General features: G+C 66.9%; 17 protein-coding genes. 14 read left to right on the forward strand and 3 right to left on the reverse strand.

Annotated features, from left to right (window positions below; all coding sequences use genetic code 11):
• Positions 1 to 132 precede the first annotated feature (132 nt).
• From H2037_RS11450 to H2037_RS11475, 6 genes are all read left to right on the forward strand, one after another.
• Positions 133 to 615, forward strand: coding sequence for a MerR family DNA-binding transcriptional regulator (locus tag H2037_RS11450; RefSeq protein ID WP_292121839.1), 483 nt, complete (start codon positions 133 to 135; stop codon positions 613 to 615).
• A gap of 3 nt (positions 616 to 618) precedes the next feature.
• On the forward strand, positions 619 to 2,403 hold the full coding sequence (locus tag H2037_RS11455; protein ID WP_292121842.1) for an acyl-CoA dehydrogenase C-terminal domain-containing protein: 1,785 nt from the start codon (positions 619 to 621) through the stop codon (positions 2,401 to 2,403).
• Positions 2,404 to 2,497: 94 nt separating this feature from the next.
• Positions 2,498 to 3,661, forward strand: coding sequence for an acyl-CoA dehydrogenase family protein (locus H2037_RS11460; RefSeq protein ID WP_292121846.1), 1,164 nt, complete (start codon positions 2,498 to 2,500; stop codon positions 3,659 to 3,661).
• Between the two features lie 16 nt (positions 3,662 to 3,677).
• Positions 3,678 to 4,409 (forward strand): 16S rRNA (uracil(1498)-N(3))-methyltransferase, encoded by a 732-nt coding sequence (locus H2037_RS11465; RefSeq protein ID WP_292121849.1) that lies wholly within the window; start codon positions 3,678 to 3,680, stop codon positions 4,407 to 4,409.
• Positions 4,410 to 4,534: 125 nt separating this feature from the next.
• Entirely contained in the window at positions 4,535 to 5,896 is a 1,362-nt protein-coding gene (locus tag H2037_RS11470) for a glutamate--cysteine ligase (RefSeq protein WP_292121852.1), read from the forward strand.
• Positions 5,897 to 5,954: 58 nt separating this feature from the next.
• Entirely contained in the window at positions 5,955 to 7,526 is a 1,572-nt protein-coding gene (locus H2037_RS11475) for a PAS domain-containing hybrid sensor histidine kinase/response regulator (protein WP_292121856.1), read from the forward strand.
• Between the two features lie 23 nt (positions 7,527 to 7,549).
• Here the strand turns inward: H2037_RS11475 and H2037_RS11480 are convergent, their stop codons facing one another.
• From H2037_RS11480 to H2037_RS11490, 3 genes are all read right to left on the reverse strand, one after another.
• Positions 7,550 to 8,971, reverse strand: coding sequence for a response regulator (locus H2037_RS11480; protein WP_292121858.1), 1,422 nt, complete (start codon positions 8,969 to 8,971; stop codon positions 7,550 to 7,552).
• A gap of 76 nt (positions 8,972 to 9,047) precedes the next feature.
• The gene (locus tag H2037_RS11485; protein ID WP_292121861.1) at positions 9,048 to 9,602 is read right to left on the reverse strand and encodes a hypothetical protein; all 555 of its coding nucleotides are present in this window, start codon (positions 9,600 to 9,602) and stop codon (positions 9,048 to 9,050) included.
• Positions 9,599 to 9,829 carry a hypothetical protein gene (locus H2037_RS11490; RefSeq protein WP_292121864.1) on the reverse strand — a complete coding sequence of 77 codons (231 nt, stop codon included), beginning with the start codon at positions 9,827 to 9,829 and terminating at the stop codon, positions 9,599 to 9,601. The genes H2037_RS11485 and H2037_RS11490 overlap by 4 nt, the downstream gene beginning before the upstream one ends.
• Before the next feature lie 100 nt (positions 9,830 to 9,929).
• Here H2037_RS11490 and H2037_RS11495 point away from each other — a divergent pair, with 100 nt between their 5' ends.
• The 8 genes from H2037_RS11495 (at position 9,930) to phbB (ending at position 17,052) form a co-directional block, all read left to right on the forward strand.
• Positions 9,930 to 10,910, forward strand: a complete 981-nt coding sequence (locus tag H2037_RS11495; protein WP_292121867.1) for a glycosyltransferase family 9 protein — start codon at positions 9,930 to 9,932, stop codon at positions 10,908 to 10,910.
• Between the two features lie 167 nt (positions 10,911 to 11,077).
• Positions 11,078 to 12,409: a dihydroorotase gene (locus tag H2037_RS11500; protein WP_292121870.1), complete on the forward strand. Its 1,332-nt coding sequence runs from the start codon at positions 11,078 to 11,080 to the stop codon at positions 12,407 to 12,409.
• Positions 12,410 to 12,545: 136 nt separating this feature from the next.
• A complete protein-coding gene (locus tag H2037_RS11505) occupies positions 12,546 to 13,286 on the forward strand; it encodes a prephenate dehydrogenase (protein ID WP_292121873.1) in 741 nt (246 codons plus the stop codon).
• Between the two features lie 83 nt (positions 13,287 to 13,369).
• The gene (locus tag H2037_RS11510; protein WP_292121876.1) at positions 13,370 to 13,684 is read left to right on the forward strand and encodes a YdeI/OmpD-associated family protein; all 315 of its coding nucleotides are present in this window, start codon (positions 13,370 to 13,372) and stop codon (positions 13,682 to 13,684) included.
• Positions 13,685 to 13,815: 131 nt separating this feature from the next.
• Positions 13,816 to 14,103, forward strand: a complete 288-nt coding sequence (locus tag H2037_RS11515; RefSeq protein ID WP_292121879.1) for a type II toxin-antitoxin system ParD family antitoxin — start codon at positions 13,816 to 13,818, stop codon at positions 14,101 to 14,103.
• Between the two features lie 220 nt (positions 14,104 to 14,323).
• On the forward strand, positions 14,324 to 15,070 hold the full coding sequence (locus H2037_RS11520) for a DUF72 domain-containing protein (RefSeq protein WP_292121882.1): 747 nt from the start codon (positions 14,324 to 14,326) through the stop codon (positions 15,068 to 15,070).
• Between the two features lie 72 nt (positions 15,071 to 15,142).
• Positions 15,143 to 16,204, forward strand: coding sequence for an NAD(P)-dependent alcohol dehydrogenase (locus H2037_RS11525; protein ID WP_292121885.1), 1,062 nt, complete (start codon positions 15,143 to 15,145; stop codon positions 16,202 to 16,204).
• 122 nt (positions 16,205 to 16,326) lie between these two features.
• Positions 16,327 to 17,052: an acetoacetyl-CoA reductase gene (gene phbB, locus H2037_RS11530; protein WP_292121888.1), complete on the forward strand. Its 726-nt coding sequence runs from the start codon at positions 16,327 to 16,329 to the stop codon at positions 17,050 to 17,052.

A 17,052-nucleotide genomic window follows, 5' to 3' on the forward strand; every position in this document is an offset into this window, starting at 1 on the left:
GTCCCGGTGCGTCGCGCCCGGAGTCTCCCCAAGGCTCCGGGCTTTTTCTTGTCTGGGCGCGGACACGGAAAGCTTACCCTTACGCGCACGTAAACTCTTCCCTTTACGTGCGCGTAAAGTTATGGTCGCCACATGGCCACCGCCGACGACCACCGCACCTATTCCATTCGCCAGCTGTGCCGCGAGTTCAACGCCACGGCGCGCGCGCTCCGCTTCTATGAGGACAAGGGGCTTCTGACCCCGGCGCGCAAGGGTCAGACGCGGGTCTATGACGCCCGCGACCGCGCCCGGCTGAAACTGATCCTGAGGGGCCGCCGCATCGGCTTCACCCTGCAGGAGATCCAGGACATGATGGATCTCTACGATCAGAAGGACCACAACGTCCATCAGATGGCGGTGGCCCTGGTCCGCCACCGCGCCCAGATCGCGGCGCTGAAACAACAGCTCGAGGACATCGAGGGCGCCATCCAGACGGCCGAAGAGGCCTGCGCCTGGATGGAGTCAAAACTGTCCGAACATCGCCCCGACCTGCTGCCGGGCGCCGAAGACTATGAGAAGCTGCTGCGCGCGCGTCTCAACCACGACCATCACCACCCCTTCAAAGCGAGAGCCTGATCCATGGCCTACAAGTCGCCCGTCCGCGATTTCACCTTCATCCTGAACGAAGTGCTGAACATCGACCGCTACACCAACCAGCCGGGCTTCCAGGACGTCTCGTCGGACCTGGTCGGCCAGATTCTGGAAGAAGGCGCCAAGTTCGCCGACGAGGTCATCGCCCCGATCAACAATCCGGGCGACAAGGAGGGCTGCCACTGGGCCGAGGGCGGCGTGGTGACCGGTCCCAAGGGCTGGAAGGAAGCCTATAAGGCCATGTCGGAAGCCGGCTGGATGGCGCTGGCCGCCGATCCGGCATACGGCGGCCAGGGCATGCCCAGCGTCGTGGCCTCGGCCTTCGGTCAGATGACCGCCGGCGCCTCGGCAGCCTTCTCCATGTATCCGGGCCTGACCGCCGGCGCCTATGCCGGCATCCACGCCAACGCCTCCGACGAACTGAAGCAGAAATACCTGCCCAAGATGGCGACCGGCGAATGGTCGGGCACGATGAACCTGACCGAGCCCCAGTGCGGCACCGACCTGGGCATGGTCCGCACCAAGGCGGTTCCGAACGGCGACGGCTCCTATTCGATCACTGGTCAGAAGATCTGGATCTCGGCCGGCGAGCACGACTTCGCCGACAACATCATCCACACCGTCCTGGCCCGTGTCGAGGGCGCGGTTCCGGGCATCAAGGGCCTGTCCCTGTTCGTGGTGCCCAAATTCCTGGTCAACGAGGACGGCTCGCTGGGCGAGCGCAACAGCCTCGAATGCGCCGGTCTCGAGCACAAGATGGGCATCCACGGCAACGCCACCGCCGTCATGCAGTACGACGGCGCCAAGGGTTGGCTGATCGGCCAGGAAGGCCGGGGCATGAACAACATGTTCGTGGTCATGAACGAGGCCCGACTGGGCACCGGCCTGCAAGGTCTGGCCATCGGCACCGCCGCCTATCAGGCCGCCGTCGAGTTCGCCAAGGACCGCCTGCAGGGCCGCAGCCTGACCGGCGCGAAGAACCCAGAGGGTCCTGCCGACTCGATCATGGTCCACCCTGACGTGCGCCGCATGCTGCTGGAGGCCAAGGCCTTCGTCGAAGGCGGCCAGGCCTTCATCCTGTGGACCGCCCTGCACGCCGACCTCGAGAAGTCGGAAGACGAAGCCGTCGCCACCAAGGCCAAGGACTACATGGGTCTGCTGACCCCGGTGCTGAAGGCCTATCTGACCGACAAGGGCTTCCATGTCGCGTCGCTGGGCATGCAGGTGCACGGCGGTTCGGGCTATACCGAACACTTCCCCGCCTCGCAGTATCTGCGCGATGCGCGCATCACCATGATCTACGAAGGCACCAACGGCATCCAGGCGCTGGATCTGGTGGGTCGCAAACTGCCCGCAGCCGGCGGTCGCGCCATCATGACCTGGTTCGGCGAGATCGACGCCTTCGTCGCCGAAAACAGCGGCAATGAAGCCATCAAGCCCTTCGTCGACGGCCTGGCCGACGCCAAGGCCAAGCTGCAGGACGGCACCATGTGGCTGATGCAGAACGGCATGGCCAATCCGGACAACGCCGGCGCCGCCTCGACCGACTATCTGAACCTCTTCGGCCTGACCGCCCTGGCCTATATGTGGGCGCAGATGGCCAAGGCCGCCCAGGCTCAGGTCGAGGCCGGGGCGACCGACCCCTACTACGCCACCAAGCTGCAAACGGGCCGCTATTTCGTCGAGCGCATCCTGCCCGACGCGGACGCCCACCTGAAGAAGATGAAGACCGGTGCGGACGTGCTGATGGCCATGCCGGCCGAGGCGTTCTGAGCCGACATTACGATCAAGCGGGCCGGCGATCTCGCCGGCCCGTTTTTCTTTCGACCAGACGGGCAAAAGCCCGCGAACCTCAGGGACGAAACCGATGAACGTGCTCAACAGCCCCGACCCCGATTTCATGCAGGAAGAAGAGATCACCCTCTTCTCTGACAGCGTCGGCAAATGGATCGACGAGCACGCGCCGCCGGAAAAGGTCCAGCAATGGATCGCGAACTCCAGCGTACCACGCGACCTGTGGACCCAGGCCGGGACGGACGGCTTGCTGGGACTGTCCATGCCCGAGGAAGACGGCGGCATGGGCGGCGACTATCGCCATGAGGTCGTGCTGATGCGCCAGCTGGGCTGGAAGGGCGCGGACCACTTCGGAATCAGCCTGCACAACGCCATCGTCGCCCCCTACATCTGGCATTACGGCACCGAAGAGCAGAAGGCGCGCTGGCTGCCGCGGCTCCAGTCCGGCGAACTGGTCGGCGCCATCGCCATGACCGAACCGGGCGCGGGCTCGGACCTGCAGGGCGTCAAGACAACCGCGGTCAAGTCGGGCAACGGCTATGTGGTCAACGGCTCCAAGACCTTCATCACCAACGGCCAGCTGGCGAACTTCATCATCGTCGTCGCCAAGACCGACCCGGCCGAGGGCGCCAAGGGCACCTCGCTGATCGTGGTCGAGACGGACGGGGCGGAAGGGTTCGAGCGCGGCCGCAACCTGCACAAGATCGGGATGGAGGGGAACGACACCTCCGAACTGTTCTTCAACGAGGTGAAGGTTCCCGGCGAGAACATCATCGGCGGCGCCGAGGGCCAGGGCTTCGTCCAGCTGATGCAGCAACTGCCCCAGGAACGGCTGAACATCGCCGTCCAGGGCGTCGCCGCCGCCGAGCGCGGGCTTGAGGCCACCCTCGCCTATGTCAAGGAACGCAAGGCCTTCGGCAAGCGAGTGATCGACTTCCAGAACACCCAGTTCAAGCTGGCCGAGGTCAAGACGAAACTCACCGTCGCCAAGGTCTTCGTCGATCACTGCATCGGCCTGCACCTTGAGGGCAAGCTGGACGCCGCCACCGCCTCCATGGCCAAATACTGGGTCACCGACATCCAGGGCGAGACCATCGATGAGATGCTGCAGCTGCACGGCGGCTACGGCTACATGAACGAATACGCCATCGCCCAGCTGTACAAGGACGCGCGGGTCCAGCGGATCTACGGCGGCACGAACGAGATCATGAAACTCTTGATCGCGCGCACCCTCTGACCCCACAGAGGCGGACATGATCCGCCTCCACGTCTCCTCCGCGCTCGCCGCCGCCGCCCCGGTCGCCCCCACCCTCGACCAGTCGCGCTATCTGACCCAGGTGATGCGGCTGAAGCTCGGCGATGAACTGCTGGCGTTCAACGGCCGCGACGGCGAGTGGCGATGCACCGTCGCCGAGGTTCTGAAGAAGGGCGTTATCCTGCGCGCCGAGGAACAGGCGCGGCCCCAGGCCTATGGCCCAGACCTGGAGCTGATCGTCGCCGTGGTGAAGAAGGCGCGGGTCGAGACCATTGTGGAGAAAGCCGCCGAACTGGGGGCGCGCCGCGTGCGGCTGGTCCTGACCAAACGCACCAACCCCGACCGCATCCGCCTCGACCGGCTGGACGCCATCGCGGAGGAGGCCGCCGAACAGACGGGGCGGCTGGACGTGCCGCCCGTCGACGATCCCGTCAGGCTGGACGCCCTGTTGGACGGCTGGGAGGCCGGCCGCCGCCTGATGTTCTGCGACGAGACGGGGGGCGCGCCGGCCATCTCTGCCCTCGCGGCGGCGGGGCCGGATCCCCAAAGCCGGAAATGGTCGATCCTGATCGGCCCGGAAGGCGGTTTTTCACCGGAAGAAGGCGAACGCCTGCGGTCCCTGCCCTTCACCACCGCCGTCTCCCTGGGGCCGCGCATCCTGCGCGCAGACACCGCCGCCATCGCCGCCATGACGCTGTGGCAGGCCGCGATCGGAGATTGGGAGCACTGAGCCGAGGGAGGCGCAGCACGACGGGCGATAGGGAAAGCAACTCAACCCCTTGAGCCGAGCACGAACCTCGCCCATCTAGCCGCGACACACGGTCGCTCAGAGACGCGCCGGAGGGGATCTGTCGCATGACCGAAAACGCGCCGCTGAGCCGCGAGGCCCTGATCGAGGCCATGTCCCGGGGGGCCAAGCCCAAGGACCAGTGGCGGATCGGCGCCGAACACGAGAAGTTCGGCTTCGACAAGATCAGTCTGGCCCGTCCGGCCTATGAAGGCCCAAACGGCATCAAGGCCATGCTGGAGGGCCTGCAGCGGTTCGGCTGGTCTCCGGTCGAGGAGAACGGCGTCCTGATCGGGCTGGAGCGTCGCAACGATGAGGGCTTCATCGCCTCGGTCAGTCTGGAGCCGGGCGGACAGTTCGAACTGTCCGGCGCGCCGCTGAAGACCATCCATGACATCTGCAACGAGACCGGCCAGCATCTGATGGAGGTCAAGCAGGTCGCCGACCAGATCGGGCTAGGCTTCCTGGGCGCCGGTTTCGACCCGCTGTGGACGCGCGAGGACGTGCCGGTCATGCCCAAGGGCCGCTATGACATCATGCGGGCCTATATGCCCAAGGTCGGGAGCCTCGGCCTGGACATGATGCTGCGCACCTGCACCATCCAGGCCAACCTCGACTTCGATTCCGAAGCCGACATGGTGGCCAAGTTCCGCACCTCGCTGGCGCTGCAGCCGATCGCCACCGCCCTGTTCGCCTGTTCGCCCTTCACCGAGGGCCGCCCCAACGGCTTCCTGTCGGCTCGCGCCAATGTCTGGACCGACACCGACGCCGACCGGACGGGCATGCTGGGCTTCGTGTTCGAAGACGGGTTCGGCTTCGAACGCTATGCCGACTATGCGCTGGACACGCCGATGTATTTCGCCAAGCGCGGCGGGAAGTACGTCGACGCTTCGGGCCAGTCGTTCCGCGACTTCCAGGCCGGGAAACTGCCCGCCCTGCCCGGCGAATATCCGACCATCAAAGACTGGAACGACCATCTGACCACCCTCTTCCCCGAGGTGCGGCTGAAGGCCTATCTGGAGATGCGCGGCGCCGACGGCGGCCCGTGGAGCCGGATCTGCGCCCTGCCCGCCCTGTGGGCCGGCGTCCTGTACGACGCCCCGTCGCTGGCCGCCGCCTGGGATCTGGTCAAGGACTGGGACATCGCCGACCACGAGCGTCTGCGCCGCGACGTCACCCGCCTGGGCTTGAAGGCCGAGGTGGCGGGCCGCAGCGTGCGCGACATCGCCGTGGACCTGGTGAACATCGCCAAACAGGGGCTGAAGAACCGCGCGAAATTCTCGGGCGGCATGGTCGACGAGCGCGGTTATCTGTCTGAACTGGAAGATATCGCTGATAGCGGTATCACGCCGGCCGAACGCCTGTTGGACCTCTATCATGGCCCCTGGCGAGGCGATGTGTCGCGAATTTACGCTGATTTCGCCTACTGAAAAAAGGCGTCCTTAACTCCGCGGCGCCAGGGTGGATCCACCGAAGGATAGCCCCGCAATGATCAGCCAGCCGCTCACAGCCTCGCCCTCTCGCGGCGCGCCCGATGTGGATCTGGACACCTTCTTCGACGTGTCCCTGGATCTGCTGGTGGTGCGCGAGATCGACGGACCCGTGATCAAGGCCAGCGCCTCCTGGTTCGCTGTTCTCGGCTATCGCCCCGAGGAGCTGATGGGTCGGTTGCTGCCGAGCCTGGTCCATCCCGACGACCAGGAGGCGACGCGACAAGCCATTATCGAAGTCACCAACCGGCGTCCCGGCGATCCGGTGCTGGGTCAGGTCAACCGCTATCGTCACAAGGACGGCCACTACATCACCCTGGAATGGCGCGCACGGCGGTTCGGCGACCGCATCTACGGCGTGGCCCGGGACGTGACCGAGAAGGTCGCCGCCGAGCGCGCCCTGATCGAGGCCAAGGCCGCCGCTGAAGCCGCCAACCAGGCCAAGTCCGATTTCCTGGCCAATATGAGCCATGAGATCCGCACCCCCCTGAACGGCGTGATCGGCATCGTCGACGCCCTGTCGCGCACGGAGCTGGACCCCGTCCAGGCCGAGATGGTCGCCCTGATCGCGGCCTCGGGCGTGACCCTGGAACGCCTGGTGTCCGACATCCTCGACGTCTCGAAGATCGAGGCGGGTCAGTTGGCCCTTGAATCCCGGCCCTTCGACCTCGACGAGGCCGTGGCCGCGCCGCTGGACATCATGCGTCTGCGCGCCGAGGAAAAGGGCCTGGCCTTCAGGATCGAGCGCCCCGCCGACGTGCACGGCGCCTTCATGGGCGACAGCACCCGCATCCGTCAGATCCTGACCAATCTGATCTCCAACGCGGTCAAGTTCACCGAAGCCGGCTCCATCACCGTCCGCATGGCCCTGAGCGAGGGGCCGGACGGGGAAACGGCGCTGGAGGTCGAGGTCGAGGACACCGGGGTCGGTTTCGACGCCGATCACGCCGCCCGCCTGTTCCAGAGGTTCAGCCAGGCCGACGCCAGCATCACCCGACGCTTCGGCGGCACGGGTCTGGGCCTGTCGATCTGCCAGGCCCTGGCCGAAATGATGGGCGGGCGGATTACGGCCTGTTCGACGCCCGGCGTCGGCAGCTGTTTCTGCGTGCGCCTGCCCCTGGCCCGCGCCGCCGCTCCCGCCGCCCCCGCGCGCCAGCGCGCCGCCCCGCTAGTCGGCGCCAGACCGCAGCGCCCGCTTCGCGTCCTGCTGGCCGAGGATCATCCGACCAACCAGCGCGTCGTTCAGATGATCCTCACATGGCCGGATTTCGACCTGACCATCGTCGAGAACGGCGCCCGCGCGGTCGCCGCCTTCGAGGGCGGGCGTTTCGACCTGGTCCTGATGGACATGCAGATGCCGGTCATGGACGGACTGACGGCGACCCGCGCCATCCGCGCGCTGGAAACAGGACGCGCCGCCAACGCCCATACCCCGGTCATCATGCTCAGCGCCAACGCCATGGCCGAGCACCGCGATCAGGCGCGAGACGCCGGGGCCGACAGCCATGTGCCCAAGCCCATCACGGCCGCCAGCCTGCTGGCCGGGATCGACTCCGCCCTGACGGACTGAAGACCGCCGACCGAAACCTCTGTTCAGGCCACGGCGGAAATCAGCGGCGAACCGTTCCTGCGCCAGTCGCTGCCGATCCAGCTCAGGACCATGTGGGTCAACTCCACGATATTGATCGGCTTGGCCATGCAGTCGTCCATGCCGGCTGCGGCGTATTCGGCCTTCTGCTCCGCCAGGGTGTTGGCGGTCAGGGCGATTATGGGAACGGCGCCGCGATGGCCCGGCAGGGCGCGGATGGCCCGCGTGGCAGCCACCCCGTCCATGACCGGCATCTGGATGTCCATCAGGATCAGGTCCCAGTCGCCGGTGCGGGCGGCTTCCAGGCCCTGGGCGCCGTCCTCGGCCGTGGCGCAGACTATGCCCTGGGCGCCGAGCACGGCCACGACAAGGGCGCGGTTGCTGTCATGGTCGTCGACATACAGCACCCTGCCGGCGCGTGCGGGCTCGACGTCCGTTTCGGCGGCGTCGACGACCGGTTCTGGAAGCAGGGACCGGGCAAGCCCGTCTTCGGACGGCTCCGGATCGGCCTCGACCGCCGGGCCGTCGCCGACGGACAGATCGATCATCTCGTTGACCACCGACAGCAGCCGTTGGCCCGCGGTGTTGATGCGTCCGACCTGGGCCGCCTGGTCGGCGTCTAGACGGGCGTTCGACAGGAGGGCCGAGAAGCCGATCACCGTGTTCAACGGCGTGCGCAGCTCGTGCGACATCTCGGTCAGGAAACTCTGACGCGCCTCGGCCATGGCGGCCTTCTGTTCGGCGGCGACGCGGGCCTGTTCGGCCTCGACCCTTTCGGTCACGTCGCTCTCGTTCAGCAGCACGCCGGAAAGGCCGGTGACCGGGTCGATGACCGGGCGGACATCCAGATGGTGCCAGCGCAGACCCTCTCGGGTGACGATCTCGCAAACTTCCTTGACGACACGCCCGGCCAGAGCGGCGGCCAGGATCGGCTGGCCCCGTTCAGGCTCCGCGAACCGCGCCTCGAAGGCGTGGGTGGTCGAACCATAGGCGGCGAAGGCGGCGGGGTTGGAGAAGAGCGGCCGACCCTCACCGTCGAACAGGCTGATCAGGGTGGAGGTGTGACGCAGGGCTTCGACGGCGCGACGCTCCTCGCTCTCGACCTCGACCGGGGCGGCCTCGAACATCAGAACGGGGGCGCCGTCCTCCAGCCGATAGGTCGATATCACCGCCATGACCGTCACCGGCTGACCCTTCGGATAGAAGGTCCACTGCTCTGAAACGGCGTCGCCGTGGGCGGTGCTCCGCGCCAGCCTCTCGGTGCGGGCCAGGACCGCGGGCGACAACTGGCTGAAGTCACGGGCCAGCAGGGCCTCGAGCGTATCGGCGCCCCATAACTCGAGCGCCGAGGCGTTTGCGTAGACGCCACGCAGGTTCACGGGGTCGAACAACCAGATCGGGCGGCGCAAGGCGTCCCAGGCATGCATGAGCGACACGCTCTCCGACCGACGAAAACAAGCTCAGCATGACCCAAAGCCCTTAAGGATCGGCTAAGCGGCGGGGCTATGGCCGCGGCGCCACCGCATACCGGGCCTCGACCCCGTCCGGCTGAAAATCGTGTTCGGCCAGCCTGTCCAGCGACCGCAGCACGCGGCTGAGGAAGTCAGCCGGATCGCCGGCCTCGACCGCCGGACGCAGCCAGTCGGTCACGACGGCGCGGGCCGGATAGGTTCCGACCGGCCCGGGAATGCTCAGCGCCACCTCGATCCCCTCGGCGATCCAGCCGGCCGCCGTGGCGAAGAAGGTCTCGGACGCCAGAAAGTCGGACGGCCGCACGACGTAGAGGGTGATCACCCCGTCCTCGATCCCGTCGGGCCGCACGATCACGCCGCTGAGGTCCGGCCGCCAGTCGTCGGACAGTTCGACCACCCGCCACAGGCAGAACCAGATGCGGCAGGTCTGGGGCCGGATGGCGTGAACCGAACAGCCGGCCGCCTCGACGCAATAGGCGCACAGTTCGCCGGTCGGCTTGGCCAGTTCAGGCAGGTCCAGGGGAATGAAGCGGCAGCATTCGACGCAAGGCCCGCAGGTCCGGTCGGGCAGCAGGGGCAGGCTCACCCGCCCGCCCGCTCCAGCTGGGCGATGCGGCGGTCCATGTCCGCGACGACGGCCTCCAGCCGCGCCTTTTCCGAGACCATGTCCACCGGCGTCCCGTCCTCATAGGAAATGGTCGCGCCCTGGGCGATCAGATCCAGCCGATAGATGGCCGTCACCCGCTGGGCCTTGAAGCGTTCGAGGGCGGCGGCTGCCGCGGGATCGGGTGCGGGATGGGGGGCGTCGGTCATGGTCCTGGCTCTAGCCCATGGCGTCCAACGGGGAAACCAGGCTGTGGATACGGGCGTTTGACGCTGAACCCGGTTCAGAATCCATGTATGAGGTCCACGGATGATCGGGCGCTTTCCCATCCTCTATATCGCCGAGGCCGACGCCGAGGACGCCGTCCTGTCCTCGGGCGTGCTGGCGCACCTGGTCGAAGGCCTGCCGAACGCGGTCTTCACCGTCGTCGGCTCCCCCGCCAGCGCCCCGCTGTTCGCCGACACCCCGCGCCTGGACCGGCTTCTGGTGCTGGAGCGCGACGGCCATTTCGACTGGATCGCCCTGTGGAACCAGGTGCGCGGGACCAGATGGGGACTGGTCGTGGACATGCGCGGCTCGACCCTGTCGGGCAGGTTGAGGCGACAGAAGCGGGCGGTGCGCGAACGGCCCGCCGCCAACGCCCCGGCGTCGAGCTTGCACGCGGTCGAGGCGGCGGCGGCGGTGCTGAAACTGGCGCCGGAAGAGGCGCCCCCGCCCCGGATTCATGTCTCCGAACAGACCCTGGCCCAGGTCGAGGCGCTGATCCCCACCGGGGGCGGCGACGGTCCCATTCTGGCGGTCGGGCCGGGCGTGGAATGGATGGGGCGTCGCTGGCCCGCCGAACGCTACGCCAAGGTGGCGACCAAGCTGCTGGCCGACGACGGTCCTTTGGCTGGCGGACGGCTGATGATCGTCGGCGAGGAGATCGACCGCGAGGCCGCCCACACCATCCGCTACGCCGTGCCCCGGGCGCGGGTGATCGAACTCCAGGGCAAACTGACCCGGCTGCAGACGGTCGCGGCCCTGTCCAAGGCGGTCCTCTACGTCGGGGCGGATTCGATCTGGACCCATCTGGCCGTGGCCTCGGGCGCGCCGGTGGTGGCGGTCTTCGGCCCTTCGGACGACCGGACGCGCGGCCCCTGGCGGGGGACCGTCGTGCGCGGCCCGCGCAGCTTCGAGGAGTTCAAGACCCTGGACCCGCGTCTGAACCAGGCGATCCAGCACATGATGGACCTGCCGTGGGAACGGGTGCTGAAAGCCTCGCTGCGCAAGCTTCAGGAACGGGGCTGACCCACACCTCCGTCATCCTCGGGCTTGACCCGTGGATCGAGGGTTCCGCACACGGGGCGCCTTCCGGTAGAAGCACCCTGCCCATGCGTCGTCTGTCGTGACGCAGACGGTCCGATCCTCGGGTCAAGCCCGACGATGACGGTGATGAATAGCCAGGAGCCCGGCCCATGACCCAGACCTATGACCTGATCGTCCGCGGCGGCGAGGTGGCCAATCACGCCGGGCGCGGCATGGCCGATGTCGGGGTGATCGACGGCAAGATCGCCTTCATCGGCGACCTGTCCCAGGCCTCGGCCGGCGAGACCTTTGACGCGACGGGTCTGACGGTCCTGCCGGGCGTCATCGACACCCAGGTCCATTTCCGCGAACCGGGGCTGGAGTGGAAGGAAGACCTGGAGACCGGCTCGCGCGCGGCGGCCCTGGGCGGCGTCGTCGCCGTGTTCGAAATGCCGAACACCAACCCCAACACCACCGACCCGGACACCATGGCCGACAAGCTGGTGCGGGCGAAGGACCGGATGTGGACCGACCACGCCTTCTACGTCGGCGGCACGCACGAAAACGCCGACTATCTGAGCGATCTGGAGCGGTTGCCCGGCTGCTGCGGGGTCAAGGTCTTCATGGGCGCCTCGACCGGCGACCTTCTGATCGCCGACGACGAGGGGGTGAGGAAGGTCCTGTCCAACGTGCGCCGTCGCGCCACCTTCCATTCCGAGGACGAATATCGTCTGGTCGAGCGGCGCGGCCTGGCCCGCACCGGCGACTGGACCAGCCACCCCGAGGTCCGCGACGCCGAAAGCGCCATCCGCTCGACCCGCCGCCTGGTCGGCCTGGCCCAGGAGACCGGGGCGCGCATCCACGTGCTGCACGTCACGACCCGGGACGAGATGGAGTTCCTGCGCTTCCACAAGGATGTCGCCACCGTCGAGATCACGCCCCAGCACCTGACCCTGGTCGGGCCCGAAGCCTATGAGCGGCTGGGATCCTACGCCCAGATGAACCCGCCGATCCGGTCCCAGGAGCATGTGGACGCCCTATGGCTGTGGGGCATGCAGCAGGGCGTCGCCGACGTGCTCGGCTCGGACCATGCGCCGCACACCAAGGAAGAAAAGGCCAAACCCTATCCGGCCTCGCCGTCCGGCATGCCGGGGGTGCAGACCCTGGTGCCGCTGATGCTGACCCACGTGGCGAACGGGCGGCTCAGCCTGGAGCGGTTCATCGACCTGACCTCGGCCGGGGCGCAGCGGGTGTTCGGCACGGCGAACAAGGGGCGGATGGCCGTCAGCTACGACGCCGACCTGACCATCGTGGACCTGAAGGCGAAGAAGACCATCACCCATGACCAGCAGGCCACCCGCTGCGGCTGGACGCCCTTCGACGGCGTCGAGGCCACCGGCTGGCCCATGGCCACCATCGTGCGCGGCCGGGTGGTGATGCAGGACGGCGAACTGATCGGCGCGGCCCATGGCCGGCCGGTGCGGTTCATGGAGACCCTGTGAGGCTCTTTTCACTTTCGTCATCCTCGGGCTTGTCCCGAGGATCCATACGCCCGGTTTCAAACCGTGCGCGCCGGCCGCGACGGAGTCTATGGATCCTAGGCACAAGGCCTAGGATGACGGACGTGGGAAGGGGGGTGTGACTCCCTTGGCCAAACCCCGCCTCGGCCTGATCGGCTTCGGCGCCTTTGGGCGGCTGACGGCGCTTCATCTGTCGCCCTGGTTCGAGGTGATCGCACATGACCCGGCGGCAACCGACGCAGACGACCACGCGACCCTGACCGACCTGGCCGCCGCAGCCGCCTGCCCCACGGTCATACTGGCCGTGCCGGTCGAGGCGATGGAAGTGACGCTGACCGCCATCCGGCCCCACCTGCGCCCCGACGCCCTGGTGATCGACGTCGGCTCGGTGAAGGTCAAACCGGCCCAGCTGATGCAGGATCTGCTGCCCCCCGGCGTGCGGATCGCCGGAACCCATCCCCTGTTCGGCCCCCAGAGCGGCAAGGACGGGATCGCCGGACTGCGGATCGCCGTCTGCCCGGTGCGAGGCGCGCCCGACGCTCGCCGCGTCGCCGCCTTCTGCCGCCGCGCCCTGGGGCTGAAGGTCTTTCTGGTCACGCCCGAGGATCACGACCGCGAGGCCGCCGTGGTCCAGGGCCTGACCCATCTGATCGCCCGCGTCCTGATGGCCATGGAGCCCCTGCCGACGCGGATGACGACCGCCAGTTTCGACCGGCTGATGCAGGCCGTCGACATGGTCCGCCACGACAGCCCCGCTGTCTTCCGCGCCATCGAACGCGACAACCCCTTCGCCGCCGAGGTCCGCGACCGCTTCTTCGCCCTGGCGGACCAGGCGCGGGACGGGCCGGACGCGGCGTAAGACGCCCCGCCCGCGAACGGGCTTGGACGACCGCCGGTCCGGCGCCTATGATCGGGGACCGGCCCGCCCTTCCAGGAGACCGCATGAAGGACGAATTTCCCCACGGCGTCGTCCACGAGGCAGGCCCCGATCTTCAGGCGGCGCTGCGATCGGACCCCGAAGTCTTCGCGCTGTGGCGAGGCCTGACGCCGCTGGGTCGCAACGAGTTCATCTGCTGGGTCGAGGACGCGAAACAGCCCCAGACCCGCCAGCGTCGAATACACAGAACCGCCGAGGAACTGCTGGAGGGCAAGAAACGTCCCTGCTGCTGGTCCGGCTGCATCCACCGCACCGACAAGGCCCCGAGCCGCTGGCAACAGGCCGTCCTGATCGACAAGAAGCCCAAGGGCGGGGTGTGACGATCTTCTAGATTCTTCCTCCGTTGCACGCTTTCAGGCCAGGCGGCGGTGGCGGTGGCGGCGGCGGTGTTCCGCGCCCCGACAATTGACAAACCTTGCCAACGGGACATTCTGATCGAACAGGAGCCGCCATGGCGACGATGAACATCTCCCTGCCCGACCAGATGAAGGCCTGGGTCGAGGAACAGGCCAAATCGGGCCGCTACGCCAACGCCTCGGACGTCGTCCGCGACCTGATCCGCCGCGAACAGGTCAAGGCCGAGAAGATCGCGCACTGGCAGACGCTGATCGACGAAGCCGATGCATCGGGAATCTGCGAGCAAACGCCCAGGGAAATCTTCGAGGAGGTGCGGGCAGAATACGTCGCCTCCAAATCACCCGGCATCGATCACCAGGGCGGGGTTAAACGTCGTGGTTAGGCGTTCCAACGCCGCCACTCGATGGTCGCGCAGATTACTTGTCATCGGAGCAATTCTGCTGCTGCCCTTCGGCGTGTTCGCATGGCCGAGGCTTGTCCACTTGATCGACGTGGACAGCTGCTATGATAGCGGTGGCGTCTATCTGTCCGAAGTCGGCAAATGTTCTCATTCGCAGACTGAAATCGACGCCTACCTGCCACGGAAAACAGGGTTCTGAATTATGAACAGCATTCGAGTTGGCATTGGCGGCTGGACCTTCGAACCCTGGCGCGGGGTCTTCTATCCCGACGGCCTGGTCCAGAAGCGCGAGCTGGAATACGCCGCGTCGAAACTGACCAGCATCGAGATCAACGGCACCTATTATTCGACATTCAAGCCCGACAGCTGGCGCAAATGGCGGGACGAGACGCCGGAAGGCTTCGTGTTTTCGGTCAAGGCCAGCCGCTACTGCACCAACCGCAAGATCCTGTCGGACGGCGGCGAGAGTTTCGACAAATTCCTGTCCCAGGGCCTGACCGAATTGGGCGACAAGCTGGGGCCGATCAACTGGCAGTTCATGGGCACGAAGAAGTTCGATGCCGAGGATTTCGAGGGCTTCCTGAAGCTGTTGCCGCCGGAGAAGGACGGGGTTCGCCTGCGTCACGCCCTGGAGGTCAGGAACCCGACTTTCGCCACCGAGCAGTTCCATGATCTGGCCCGCAAGTACGGCGCGGCCATCGTCTATGCCGTCGATGACGAGGAGCCGACCTGGCCCCAGATCGACGAGGCCACGGCTGACTTCAGCTACGCCCGGCTGATGTCCAGCCGCGAGGACGAGCCGACCGGCATGACCGCCGACGAACTGTCCGCCGTCGCCGCCCAGGCCCGCGCCTGGGCCAAACGTGGCGAGGTCTTCGCCTATTTCATCTCCGGGGCCAAGGTGAGGAACCCGGCTGCAGCCCAGGCGCTGATCGCCCGCTTGAAATAGTCCCTGCCTTGCGGCGGGGGCGCCGCCGCCACATCTGAGCTTACCCGCTCCGCCATCCCCCAAGGACCGCTCATGCCGATCGCCACACGCGCCTTCGCCGCGACCGCCGCCGACAAGCCGTTGACCCCCTACAGCTTCGAGCGCCGCGATCCCGGTCCGGACGATGTGCTGATCGACATCAAATACTGCGGCATCTGCCACTCCGACCTGCACATGGCTCGCAGCGAGACCGGCAAGGCCCATTATCCGCTGGTGCCCGGCCACGAGATCGCCGGTCTGGTGAAGGCCGTCGGTTCGAATGTCACCCGGTTCAAGGAGGGCGACCGCGTCGGCGTCGGCTGCATGGTCGACAGCTGCCGCGAATGTTCGTCTTGCCAGGAGGGGCTGGAACAATATTGCGTGCCCGGCTTCACCGGCACCTATGGCGGCAAGGACAAGAAGGGCGGCACGGCCGAGACTATCACCCAGGGCGGTTATTCCGACCACATCACGGTCGACCAGCATTTCGTCCTGTCCATTCCCGACAGCCTGCCGCTGGACGTCGCCGCCCCGCTGCTGTGCGCGGGCGTCACCACCTATTCGCCGCTGAGGGAGTGGAAGGTCGGACCGGGGTCCAAGGTTGCGGTGATCGGCCTGGGCGGCCTGGGCCACATGGCCGTCAAACTGGCCGCCGCCATGGGCGCCGAGGTCACGGTCCTGTCCACCTCGGACCGCAAGAAGGCCGACGCCGAGCGGATGGGCGCCCGACATTTCCTGATCAGTTCCGACAAGCCGGCGATGAAGGCCGCGGCCGAGAGCTTCGACCTGATCATCAACACCGTCTCGGCCACGCACGAGATCGCCGCACACACCCAGCTGCTGGCTCGCGACGGGACCATGATCATGCTGGGCCTGACCACCGAGGGCCTGCCGGTCTTCGCCATGCCCCTGCTGTGGCGTCGCCGCCGAATCGCCGGCTCGCTGATCGGCGGCATAGCCGAAACCCAGGAGATGCTGGACTTCTGCGCCCAGCACGGCATCGCCTGCGACATCGAGACCATCGCCCCGGACCAGATCAACGAAGCCTACGAGCGGATGCTGAAATCCGACGTCCGCTACCGCTTCGTCATCGACATGGAAAAGCTGGCGGCCTGACCCGGTCAGCAGGTCACGCCCGGTTTCCGTGACGGAAATCGGGCTTTGCCTGCAACCGCTGCGCCGCTAAACCCTTGAACAACGGCCCGCGTCAGACGGGCGTGACGGACAAGGAAACACTCATGGCGCGCGTGGCATTCGTGACCGGCGGCACCCGGGGAATCGGCAAGGCGATCGTTCAGCGCCTCAGCGAGGACGGGATTCGCGTCGCCGCCGGCTATTCCGGCAATGACGAGGCCGCCCAGGCCACGGCCAAGGCCCTGGGCTGTATGGTGGTGAAGGGCAATGTCGGCTCGTTCGACGACTGCGCCCGCGCGGTCAGCGAGGTCGAGGCCGAACTGGGGCCCGTCGACATCCTGGTCAACAACGCCGGCATCACTCGCGACGGCTTCTTCCACAAGATGAGCCACGACCAGTGGTCGGACGTGATCCGGGTGAACATGGACAGCGTGTTCAACACGACGCGCCAGGTCATCAACGGCATGCGCGAGCGCGGCCACGGCCGGATCGTCAACATTTCCTCGATCAACGGCCAGAAGGGCCAGGTCGGCCAGACCAACTATTCCGCCGCCAAGGCCGGGATGATCGGCTTCACCAAGGCCCTGGCCCTGGAGAACGCCAAGAAGGGGGTGACGGTGAACTGTATCGCTCCCGGCTATATCGACACCGAAATGGTCGGCGCCATGGATCCCAAGGTGCTGGAAGCGATCGTCGCCCAGATCCCCGTCGGCCGACTGGGCAAGGGCGAGGAGATCGCCGACATGGTGTCCTGGCTGGTAGGAGAGCGTGCCGGATATGTCACAGGTTGCACACTGTCGCTGAACGGCGGTCAGTACCTGGTCGGGTGA

Source organism: Brevundimonas sp. (genome assembly GCF_013912065.1).
Lineage (GTDB): Bacteria > Pseudomonadota > Alphaproteobacteria > Caulobacterales > Caulobacteraceae > Brevundimonas.

Excerpts from the sequence above, each read along its gene's own strand:
- H2037_RS11475 (WP_292121856.1), top strand. The coding sequence starts at position 5,955 with ATGATCAGCCAGCCGCTCACAGCCTCGCCCTCTCGCGGCGCGCCCGAT.
- H2037_RS11495 (WP_292121867.1), top strand. The coding sequence starts at position 9,930 with ATGATCGGGCGCTTTCCCATCCTCTATATCGCCGAGGCCGACGCCGAG.
- H2037_RS11520 (WP_292121882.1), top strand. The coding sequence starts at position 14,324 with ATGAACAGCATTCGAGTTGGCATTGGCGGCTGGACCTTCGAACCCTGG.
- H2037_RS11480 (WP_292121858.1), bottom strand. The coding sequence starts at position 8,971 with ATGCATGCCTGGGACGCCTTGCGCCGCCCGATCTGGTTGTTCGACCCC.
- H2037_RS11510 (WP_292121876.1), top strand. The coding sequence starts at position 13,370 with ATGAAGGACGAATTTCCCCACGGCGTCGTCCACGAGGCAGGCCCCGAT.
- H2037_RS11455 (WP_292121842.1), top strand. The coding sequence starts at position 619 with ATGGCCTACAAGTCGCCCGTCCGCGATTTCACCTTCATCCTGAACGAA.
- H2037_RS11465 (WP_292121849.1), top strand. The coding sequence starts at position 3,678 with ATGATCCGCCTCCACGTCTCCTCCGCGCTCGCCGCCGCCGCCCCGGTC.
- H2037_RS11450 (WP_292121839.1), top strand. The coding sequence starts at position 133 with ATGGCCACCGCCGACGACCACCGCACCTATTCCATTCGCCAGCTGTGC.
- H2037_RS11525 (WP_292121885.1), top strand. The coding sequence starts at position 15,143 with ATGCCGATCGCCACACGCGCCTTCGCCGCGACCGCCGCCGACAAGCCG.
- H2037_RS11470 (WP_292121852.1), top strand. The coding sequence starts at position 4,535 with ATGACCGAAAACGCGCCGCTGAGCCGCGAGGCCCTGATCGAGGCCATG.
- phbB (WP_292121888.1), top strand. The coding sequence starts at position 16,327 with ATGGCGCGCGTGGCATTCGTGACCGGCGGCACCCGGGGAATCGGCAAG.
- H2037_RS11515 (WP_292121879.1), top strand. The coding sequence starts at position 13,816 with ATGGCGACGATGAACATCTCCCTGCCCGACCAGATGAAGGCCTGGGTC.
- H2037_RS11500 (WP_292121870.1), top strand. The coding sequence starts at position 11,078 with ATGACCCAGACCTATGACCTGATCGTCCGCGGCGGCGAGGTGGCCAAT.
- H2037_RS11490 (WP_292121864.1), bottom strand. The coding sequence starts at position 9,829 with ATGACCGACGCCCCCCATCCCGCACCCGATCCCGCGGCAGCCGCCGCC.
- H2037_RS11460 (WP_292121846.1), top strand. The coding sequence starts at position 2,498 with ATGAACGTGCTCAACAGCCCCGACCCCGATTTCATGCAGGAAGAAGAG.